General features: G+C 69.2%; 4 protein-coding genes. 3 read left to right on the top strand and 1 reads right to left on the bottom strand.

Going from position 1 to position 10,531, the window contains the following annotated elements; all coding sequences use genetic code 11:
- From DRB06_RS08085 to DRB06_RS08075, 3 genes are all read left to right on the top strand, one after another.
- A partial coding sequence (locus DRB06_RS08085; protein ID WP_111819633.1) for a hypothetical protein occupies nucleotides 1–215 on the top strand: 215 nt, incomplete at its 5' end.
- Nucleotides 216–381: 166 nt separating this feature from the next.
- Nucleotides 382–5,547 (top strand): DUF4011 domain-containing protein, encoded by a 5,166-nt coding sequence (locus DRB06_RS08080; RefSeq protein WP_258522203.1) that lies wholly within the window; start codon nucleotides 382–384, stop codon nucleotides 5,545–5,547.
- A 100-nt stretch (nucleotides 5,548–5,647) separates the two neighbouring features.
- Complete coding sequence (locus DRB06_RS08075; RefSeq protein WP_111819628.1) at nucleotides 5,648–9,301, top strand: DEAD/DEAH box helicase; 3,654 nt, start codon at nucleotides 5,648–5,650, stop codon at nucleotides 9,299–9,301.
- Between the two features lie 11 nt (nucleotides 9,302–9,312).
- Here DRB06_RS08075 and DRB06_RS08070 read toward each other — a convergent pair.
- A partial coding sequence (locus tag DRB06_RS08070) for a hypothetical protein (protein WP_220092999.1) occupies nucleotides 9,313–10,531 on the bottom strand: 1,219 nt, incomplete at its 5' end.

The raw sequence follows: 10,531 nt of genomic DNA, 5'->3' as shown, positions 1-10,531 counted from the left end.
TGGGAGTATCCGACCCGTTGGCGGCCCGGGCCGCCGAGTTGCACGCACAGGCACTCCAGGCCGACGCCCTGGCCGCCCGCTACCGGGCCGAGCGGGACGAGCTCATCGACCGGCTCCGCGAGGCCGAGCCGAAGCGCTGGTCCTACACCGCCCTCGCCCAGGCACTCGGCTGCAGCCGGGAACTGATCGCCCAGATCGTGCGTCGGCGGCGCTGAGTAGGACCTGCGGAGCGAACGTCTAGCAATTCGTGTCGTGAGGAACCGGTAGCCTGCTCGAGTCGGCTCCACCCCGCCCTGTGGAGCCGCCCTCCGGGGAGTGCTGGGCATACGCTCAAACGCCCGGTAGCTCAGGGCAACCTCAACCATCTCCGCACCGAAATCCATGAAGCTCAGTAATCACGACCTGGCACTGCACGGCATGCTCAGCGTTCTCCCGACTTACCTGGAGCGCTACCTGCGCAACACGCTGGGGAATCGTTGCACACCTGAAATGCTGCGTGCTCTGCTCGCCGGGTCGGGCCCGGTTCCGGAGCTCCCCGACCTGGCGGACCTGTCCATCCAGATCCGCATCCTTACCGCGCGTGGCTCCAACGGCCGCTACCTCATGCCGCTGCCACCGGGCGCGGGCAGCAAGCTGCACGAGGTGCGCCGCTTCCGCAATCAAGCGGTACACGGGGCTCGTTTCGACGCCGACAAGACCCTCGCGGCCCTGGTAGCCGTGAGTGAGCTGCTGCGGCTCATTAGAGCTGAGTCGGGGCGTGAGCAGATACGCGAGCTCATAGGCAGCATCGACGACGGCCGGGGCGCACGCCGCGGCCCGCTCGACGCCGTCGACATCAAGGTCGAGTGCGCGCCCGTGATCGGCTACGCGCACGCGGTCGCAGGCCTGGAGGCGGAGGTATCCGTTGCCCTGAGCCTTCCCGACTCTGCGGCAGTCGTCCCGGGCCCCGTCGAGGCGACCGTGACCATTATTGAGGACGGCGGCGGCCACGAGCTGGTCGAGCCGTGGCGGTTCACCTGGGACGCGGGCGCGCAGCGCGAACTGCACACCAGTAGGGCCTTGAAACTGAACCGGGACAACCTGGCGCAGGTCGATCAGCCGGGTCCTGCTCACGTGCGCGTGGAGCTGCGCACTCGGGAGGGCGCGAAGCTGGTCCGGCGGATTGATGCCCTGTCCGCATTGCCCCCGCGCCAGTGGCAGCAGGCCGGAGGCGACTGCTGGGCCGGCCCGGCGCTGGCGACCTTCGTCCAGCCCGATCAGCCTGCGGTTCAGGCGCTGGCAGCGCAGGCGCGCTTGCGCGCCGGCCTGAGTACAGCCGCCTCCGCACCTGACGACGTTGCCGACGCGGCCTGCGCCCTACTGCGCAGTCGCGGCCTGGCGGCGGATGGGGATGGTTCTCGGGGGCGGGATCCGCTTACGGTCCGCACCGCGGGCGAGGTCATGGATGCGCGTTCCGGCAGCGCGCTCGACGTCGCAGTCCTGCTGGCCGGCATCCTGGAACGGCTCGGGGGCCACCCGGTGCTGGCGCTGACGCCCGCCTCGGTGCTGCTCGGCTACGCCAGGAATGACGCGGCGAGCACGCATGGCTCCCCGGAGGCCTTCGCCGCAGGGGTGCGGCAGGGCGGCATCGGGCTGATAGACCCGGTTGCCGCGCTGCGCTCGCCCGCAGGGGTACTACACGCGCCGGGTGGCGCGGCCCAGCAGATCGTGGAGGCCGCCCTCGCAGAACTGACCCTGGTGGTTCCGGTCGCTGCCGCACGCTCCGGCGGGGCGTTGCCGCAGCCCGCGCTTGAACGCGACGAGGACGACGTCGTCGTGGAGCTGTCCCCGTCCGCCACCTGGGCGGAACAGGATGCTGCGGGCCTGCCCGCTCCGACGCCCGAGCCGGGCACCGACCGGGCGGCGGGTGCGGCACCGGCGCGCGTGGAGGAGTGGAAACGGGCCCTGCTAGACCTGTCCCTGCGCAACCCGCTGATCGACCGCACCGCGCGCTCAGCGATCGAGCTCAGGGTGCCGCCGGAACTCGTCGGCGACTTCGAGGACATCGTCAACAAGCGCGACAACCTGGCCCTCAGAGCCGCAGCGGGCTTCGGCGGCAGGCCCGCCCGGGGCGTCGCGCAGGCGGCGGATGACGCCACGGAGTTGCTGAAGGCGCACACCGTGGGTGCGGTTCTTGGAAGCAAGGAGTACGTGCGGCGCCTGCAGAACCTGGCCGCATCCGCTCGCACCACTCTGGAGGAGACCGGGGCGAACAACCTGTACCTCGCGATCGGTACGCTCGGCTGGTACACCGACGGCCAGCGTGTGCGCTCTCCCCTGATCCTGGTTCCCGTGAAGCTGGAACGGGAGGGTGACACGTTCATTGTGTCGCTGGATGAGGCCGGCGTGTCCACCCCCAACTATTCCCTGCTCGCGCGCTTCCAGGCGGATACGGGCATCGAGCTGACGGCGCTGCGCGAGCCCGAATACGACGACCACGGCGTCAATGTTGAGGCCACATTGGACAAGCTGCGTCAGCAGCTGCGTGCCGCAGGTCGCCGCGACCGCGTCGAGTCCACCGTCCACCTCGGGCTGTTCCGCTTCTCCACCTACCGCATGTGGCGGGACCTCGCGGAGGACTGGCCGACCATAACCACCAACCCGCTGGTGGCGCGCCTGCTGGGCGGCACGCCCGGCGCCGGCACTGCGGATCAGGCGGTCGGAGCCCCGACGGATCTCGATGAAGTGGTGGAGAACCTGCCCCTGGTGGCGGACTCCGCCCAGGCGCGAGTGATCGCCGACGCCGTTTCCGGGTGCAGCCTGGTGGTCGAGGGGCCTCCCGGCACGGGGAAGTCCCAGACGGTCGCCAACCTCATCTTCCGCTCCCTGGCGCTGGGGCGCACCGTCATGTTCGTGGCGGAGAAGCAGTCCGCGCTCGACGTCGTCGCCCGGCGCCTGGGCGAGGAGACCGGCATCGGGGACCTGCTGCTCAACCTGCACGATAACGGCATGCGACCCGCCCAGGTCCGTGAGGCGCTACGCAGGGCGCTGGAGCTGCAGGCGCCCGCTCACGACGCCGCAGCGATGGCGGGACTGCGCCGGCAGCTGGCGGACTCGCGCGGCGAGCTGGAGGTGTATCGCGAGCACCTGCACGCGCCGGGACAGGAGGGCAAGTCCTACTATGCGGCTCGCCAGGAACTGGTGGAGGCCATGGGTGCGGACGCGTCCGCGGCGGCGCATGCGCAGGAACTCTTCAACGCCTGCGCGGCCCGTAGCGGGCTGGACGGATTCGACGCGGACCAGCACGAGGCGCGGCTGGACGAGTACCGGCGGTTGCAGGCGAGCCTGCGCGGACGGCTGGCGCCGGAGCTGCTCGATGTGGTCCTGAGGCGTCGTGACCGTGTGCTGCGCGAGTCCGGGGACCGCGCCGAGGCGCTGCGCCGCGAGCTCGAGCGCCGGAAGGGCACTTTGAATGTCCGTGCTCTGGTCGACTCCTACTGGGACCTGATCACTGCGATCACCCCCTGCATCCTGGTGTCCCCGGACTCGGTGGCCCGTTTCTTCCCGGCGAACAGGCGTTACGTGGATATGGTGGTCTTCGACGAGGCCTCCCAGATCACCGTCGCCGACGCCGTCGGAGCCCTGGGGCGGGGCTGCACCGCAGTGGTGGTGGGGGACCCCAAGCAGATGCCGCCCACGCCCTCGCCGGGCACGGCGGCCGCGTCTGGTCGTAGCGCCTCCGGGGAGGACGGCGCGGACTCGATCCTCGATCGCTGCCTGGCACTAGGCCTCCCAACCCGCCGCCTGACCTGGCACTACCGCAGCCGGGTCGAGTCACTCATCGCCTTCTCCAACCGGCACTACTACGACGGAAGACTGTTGTCCTTCCCGAGCCCGCTGATGATGGCTGCAGCTCCGGACGATGGGCCGGACGGCTACGGCATCTCGTTGCGGCGCGTCAACGGCACCTACTACCGCGCAGAAACGGCCAAGCATCGCGGTATCAGGCCCAACACCAATCCGGTGGAGGCTCGGCAGATCGTAGACGAGGTCGGCAGGCGCTTTGAGGCATCGCCGCAGGCCACGCCGTCGCTGGGAATCATCACCTTCAACAACCACCAGTGCGAGTTGATCGAGGCCGAGCTGCGGAACAGCGGCCGGAAGCGCATCATTGACGCGCTGGATGCGCGCGATGGGCTGTTCGTGCGCAACCTGAACAATGTTCAGGGGGAGGAGCGCGACACGATCCTGGTGTCGGTGACCTTCTCAGCCAACGAGCGCGGAGACCTGCCGCTCAACTTCGGCTCCGTGAGCCACGCCGGCGGTCAGCGACGGCTGAATGTGGCGATCACTCGGGCTCGCAGGCAGGTGGTCGTATTCTCCAGCTTCGATCCTGAGGATCTGCACGCCGAGCGCTCCACCCACCAGGGGGTGAAGGACCTGCGCGAGTACCTGGGGCGGGCCCGCAGCGGTATCGCGCCGCACGGTCGGCCGCGCTCGGTCGCCTCCGTGGACCTGCACCGAGATCAGATCGCCGAGCGCTTGCGGGAGGCGGGCGTCGAGGTGATGTCCGGCGTCGGGCACTCGGACTTCGAGATCGACCTGGTGGTCACCGGGGCCGGGGGAACGCGTGTAGCGGTGCTGCTGGACGGGCCCGGCTGGAACCGGCGGGCGAGTGCCACGGACCGTGACCTGCTGCCGGTCGATGTGCTGCATTCCATGGGGTGGGAGCGGATTGAGCGCGTCTGGATGCCCACATGGGTGGCTGATGCGGATGCCGTGGTCGCGCGCCTGCTCGCCGCCTCCGGAGGTGCGCTGGAGCCGGCAGGCACAAAGGCTGCAGCCTCTGCCCCGCCCGCGGCGTCTGCGGCCTCGCCGTCGACGGCGCCCTCTCGGCCACGGCCGACGGCGCCGGAGACACAGGCGACAACGGCGCCGGAGGAGGACGTGGCGTCAGCGCCCCGGCCCGAGCAGACGCAGGCCGCGGCGTCGGATGATGCGGCCGCCCCGGAGGCTGCACCACTCACCGCTACGGAGTACCGGCAGTGGCGGCCCGTGGGCGTGTATCCGCTGGAGGTGCTCGATCGCGCCCAGGACAAGGACTCGCCGGAACGCGCACAGGTGGTCGAAACGGCTCGTGCCATCTGCGATGTCGAGTCCCCACTCCCCCGGCACCGGCTGATCGTCAAGCTCTGCCGCGCCTATGGACTCACCCGGGTGGTGAAGTCCCGGGAGCAGAAGGTCGATGAGTTGCTGGGCGACGCATTCGCCTACACCGATGGCGAGGGCTTCGTGTGGCGGAGCGTGGACGCCGCCCGGTTGCCCGTGCACTACCGGCGTCATGCGCTGGATCACGTGGACTCCATCGAGGAGATCCACCCCCGTGAACTGCAGGCCCTGATGCGTGAACTCCGTGCTGGCTCAGGCGGATGGGTCTCCGCCGAGGATCTTTGCAACCAGGCGCTCAAACGGCTCAGCGTCAAGAAGCGCAGGCTCAGCGCCGGCGGAGTCAAGAAGGCTCTGACCGATGCGTTGGCGGAGGTCGAGCAGGAGGACGGCGGGTGGTAGCACGGCGGGCTGAGGGACTCGGAGGTTTGTGCTTCTGCGCGGCCCGCCACTGCGCTGAGTCGGCTCGATACGTGTCGGACCCCGCCCGTATGGTGGGGGCATGGCCCGAAAGATCACCCCCGAGGATTGGCCGGCACGAGTAGCCGACGCCGAGATCGCGGCCGTGGTCGGTGCGCCGGCCTTCGGCCGCGGACGCCACTACGCTGAGCAGGGGCGGGTAGCCAACCTCTCCGTTTCGGGCAACGGCGAGATTCTTGCCGCCGCGGTGCGCGGCGCGCAGGGGCGGATCTATCAGACCATGGTCTATGCGCGCATCTCCGGCGAACGCGTGAAGTGGTCCGGCACCTGCTCCTGCCCGGTGGGCGGAAACTGCAAGCACACGGCCGCCCTGGTGCTGACCGCCCGCCACCTGGCGCATGCGGCCTCCGCGCCGCCCGGCGACGCCGATTGGGAACGCCGCCTTGCCCAACTGCTGCACACGCGCCAGACCGCACGCCGGGCCGTCGCCATTGAGGTGGTAGATACCGGGGCCGCTCAGCACGGCGCCGGCTCCCGCCGCACCGGCCGCTTCGGATCCGGATCCGCCCGGCCGGGCCGCCTGCACCTGCGCCCGCTGATCGCCGGCAAGCGCGGCTGGGTCAAGCAGGGCATCTCCTGGCGCGGCCTCACGAACGGGGACCTGACCGGTGAGGTGGACCCGGATGTACTGGCCGCCCTGACCGAGTTGGCGGTCATGGACCCCTACGGCGACTTCTACTACAGCAACTCCGTCATCGATCTGGGCGCGCTGCCGGCCCGCGTCTGGGACGCGCTGCGGCGCGCCGTCGCCGCCGGGGTGACGCTGACGACGGCCCAGCACGGCGGCAACCCGGTACGCATCCTGTCCGGCCTGCGCGCCGGCCTCGCAGTTACCCGTCAGCCCGACGGCACCGCCCTGATCGCCCCCGCATTGGACCTCGACGCCGTCGAGGGGCTCACCCTCGGCGAGGGGCAACTCGCTGAAAACCGGCCGCTGGGCAACCCCACCCACGCCTACGCGCTCACGGGTGCCGACGGCGCCCTCAACCTCATGCCGCTGGAGCCACCCCCGGATGAGGTGCTGGGGCGGGTACTGGCGCGCAACGAGCACCTCACCATTCCCGCCGCGGACGTGGACCGCTTCGAGCGTGACCACCTGGGGAGGCTCGCCACGGCCGTGCCCATCGTCGACCTCGATCCCACCCTGACCGTGCCGGACCTGGGCGCACCCGTCGCCGTGCTCCGCGTGAGCATGGACGGCTCCAAGCACCGCGCCGAGATCTCCTGGTCCATTCGCTACGAGACGGCGTCCGGCGCCAGTCGCGGCGAGGTCGCCGTCGGCAGCCTGGCGGAACTCATCATCGGGTCCGCGCCTCCGGACTGGGACCGCTCCACCGGCGCTGTACAGACGGGTTACGACGGCGCGGCCGCGGTGAGCGGCACGGGCTCTGGAAGCCAATCCCGGCAGGCCCCCTCGGCGCGCGACGCCCAGGCCGAGGACCGTCTGGCCCGCCGCATCATCGACGCCTGTACGCCGCTGGCCCCCACCCACGGCCCACTGTGGCAGCCGGGCCGCTTCACCGGCATGGACACCGCTCGCCTCATCACCCGGGCCGTGCCCGCGCTGGAGGCGATCGACGGCGTCGTCGTCGAGGTGGACGGGCAGGTGCCCGACTACCGGGAGGCCGAGGACGCCCCGCTGATCACCACCGACGTCGAGGACGACGACGACCGGCCGGACTGGTTCTCCCTGCGGGTGCGCGTAAAGGTCGGTGACGAGGACGCGCCCATCGAACGGCTGATGACGGCGGTCGCCGCCGGCGCGGACGAGGTACTGCTCGACTCCGGCAAGTGGATCAACCTCGCCAACCGTCCCGAGATCGTGCGCCTGGCCCGGCTCATGGAGGAGGGACGTGACCTGCGTGATCCGCGCTCCCGCAGCGCCGGCGACCTGTCGGTCACGCCCTTCCAGGCGGGCCTGTACGCCGAACTGGAGCAGTTGGGCGTTATCGGGGAGGCGACTCGGCGCTGGCGCGAAGGCGTCGAACGGCTCCTGGCGGTGACGGCCACGGTCGACGGCGCCGAGGGGGACGGCGCAGTGGGCGACGCTGAAGGGCAGCACGCCGTCGACATCGTGGATGCGCCGGCGCCCGCGGGACTGCAAGCCGAGCTGCGGCCCTACCAGCTGGAGGGCTACCGCTGGCTCGCCCTGCTGCAGTCCACCGGGCTCGGCGGCATCCTCGCCGACGACATGGGGCTGGGCAAGACCCTCCAGGTGCTCGCCGTGGTTCAGCGCATGGTGGAGCGGCGGGCCGCAGACGGCCCCGCGGCCGGCCCGGCCGCCGGCGGTGCCCGGGCGGAGCCGCACGGGACCGAGCCTGCCGCGCCACCCGCGGCGGCCCCGGTGCTGGTGGTCGCGCCCACGAGCGTCGTCGGCGCCTGGGCGGAACAGGCCGCCCGCTTCTGTCCCGAGTTGCGCGTGCGCACCGTCACCCGCACCCGCGGCAAGCGGGGGGAGGACCTGGAAGCAATCCGCTCCGGCGCCGACCTGGTGGTCACCAGTTACACCATCGCCCGGATCGAGGAGGAGGACTTCACCGCCGTCGACTGGGCGTGGGTAGTACTCGATGAGGCCCAGTTCGTCAAGAACCACAACGCGGTCACCTACAGGGCCGTGCGGTGCCTGCGCACGCCGTCGATGGTGGCGATCACCGGCACGCCGCTGGAGAACTCGCTGATGGACCTGTGGAGCCTGCTGTCCATCACCGCGCCCGGGCTGCTGCCCGGCCCGGACCGCTTCACCGAGCTGTATCGGCGGCCCATCGAGCACGGGGACGACGCCGCCCTGGCGGCACTGCGCGCTCGCATCCACCCCTTCATGCTGCGCCGCACCAAGGAGGACGTCGCCGCCGACCTGCCCGCCAAGAACGAGCAGATCCTGGCGGTGGAATTGCCTCCTGCACATCGGCGTGCCTACGACCGGCGGCTAGCGCGTGAACGGCAGAAGGTACTGGGGCTGCTGGAGGAGGACACCGCCCAGTCTCGATTTACCGCCTTGAAATCACTGACGATCCTGCGGCAGATGGCGCTCGACCCGGCACTGGTGGAGGGCACCGACACCGCCGCTGGGAGTTCTAAGACCGGCCGACGGCGCAAGCCCACCGCCAAGGTTGAGGTGCTGCTGGAGACGCTGCAGCCGGTGGTCGCCGAGGGACACCGGGCCCTGGTTTTCAGCCAGTTCACTCGCTACCTGAGTGGAGTGCGCGAGGCGCTCGAGACCGCCGGCATGCGCACCGCCTACCTCGACGGCACCACCACCAACCGGCAACAGGTCATCGACGCCTTCCGGGCCGGGGACGCCGATGTCTTCCTAATCTCGCTGAAGGCGGGCGGCTTCGGGCTGACGCTGACGGAGGCCGACTACGTGTTCCTGCTGGATCCGTGGTGGAACCCGCAGGCCGAGGAGCAGGCAGTGGATCGCACCCACCGCATCGGCCAGGACCGGCCTGTCATGGTCTACCGGCTGGTGTCCGCCGGGACCATCGAGGAGAAGGTCATGGACCTGAAGGAGAAGAAGGCCGAGCTCTTCGACCGCGTGGTGGAGGGCTCTGCCGACGACGCCGCGGACGGGGTAGCCCGCGAGGCTGTCGGCGGGGGAGCAGCTGGCACCCGTGCGGCGGCGAGCCGTGCCCGCCTGACCGCCCAGGAGATCCGTGACCTGCTTGATGCGAGTTGATCGAGGTCCGGCTAGGAGTTCGGCTGGTAGGCGACGACTTCGCCGGACTGATAGGTGACGAGGAGCAGGTCTTCGTACAAGCGATAGCTCGCGAAATCATCGAACGAACCGAGAGAAATCAGCTCTGATGAGCGCCCGGTGAGCATGTCCACCAGCATCAGGTAGCGCTTATCGCCATCCTGTATGTTGAAGCTTTGGACCTGGCCGTAGCCGGCGTAGGTCAGCGCCTGCACGGGGAAGGTTCCCGTGCACTCGCCACCAGATTCTGCATTGGTCAGGGCATTGGTCTCGCCGAGTTCGACGTCATTGCCGTTGATAGTGATTGAGTCGCAGTCCGAGTCTGTCTGCGAGACCGTATAGGTGGCGGGAGCCCAAGAGAGGTCGAGGTCTTCCAGCCACAGCCGGGCCTGTTCCCGAGTGAAAGGCGTTGGTGACCAAGGATACTCGGAGAAGTCGTACTGGTGGTCGGATTCGAATGATTCGCTGGGGGTGCCGTCGAGCTCGTACAGGTGATAAGTCGTGGGCTCCGTTGAAGCGTCGCCCTCGTATGTTAACCAGCCGTCATTCAGTTTATATGGGAATACGTACTTCTTGCCGTCAAGTCGGTTCATGTTCCCGGTCTTCAAATCGACCACGAAGTAGTCCTCATATTCAATTGAGCTGACGATTGAATAGTCGTCGGTGAGCGAATACCACATTTCCACTGCGGTGTCGGTAGGAAATTCTACCTCCCACAGCTTCTTGGAGGGGCTCGACCAGAACTGACAGGTGGTGTCAACGCAGGCGACCGCGCCGTTTGACATGATCGTTACGCGGGCGTCGGCGTCCCAGGGAGCGTCGCTGCGCGCTTGAGAATCAATGTCTATGAACGTGTTCTCGATGATGATTTGGCGGTCCCAGAGCGCCGGCCAGACAACGGTGTTGGTAATGTCCTGCGTGGTCTCCCACAGTTGCTCGGGGGCGTCTCCGGAGACGTCGTACACGGTGATGGTTGCGGTGCTGGATGTGCTGGCTACACGCACCAGTCGATCCTCAAGGAGGGCTGTGGACAACGTCTGGCCGTCGGAATCGGTTGGCGCTTTCAGGGCCCAGGCTTCTTCGAAGCCATCCAGCCAGGCCTGTGACCAGGGGTCGTCGGTGCCTCGGTTCCGGATGAACAGGGTGACGCCTCCAATGGTCAGCACGAGTACGACCACCAACGTGGCCACGAGCGCCACTCGCCTCCGCTTC

The organism is Actinomyces sp. Z5 (assembly GCF_003287795.1).
In the GTDB taxonomy this organism is placed as follows: Bacteria; Actinomycetota; Actinomycetes; order Actinomycetales; family Actinomycetaceae; genus Actinomyces; species Actinomyces glycerinitolerans.
The sequence above is the reverse complement of the archived record's forward strand: the minus strand, read 5'-3'. Positions and strand labels throughout refer to the sequence as shown.

Excerpts from the sequence above, each read along its gene's own strand:
- DRB06_RS08075 (WP_111819628.1), top strand. The coding sequence starts at position 5,648 with ATGGCCCGAAAGATCACCCCCGAGGATTGGCCGGCACGAGTAGCCGAC.
- DRB06_RS08080 (WP_258522203.1), top strand. The coding sequence starts at position 382 with ATGAAGCTCAGTAATCACGACCTGGCACTGCACGGCATGCTCAGCGTT.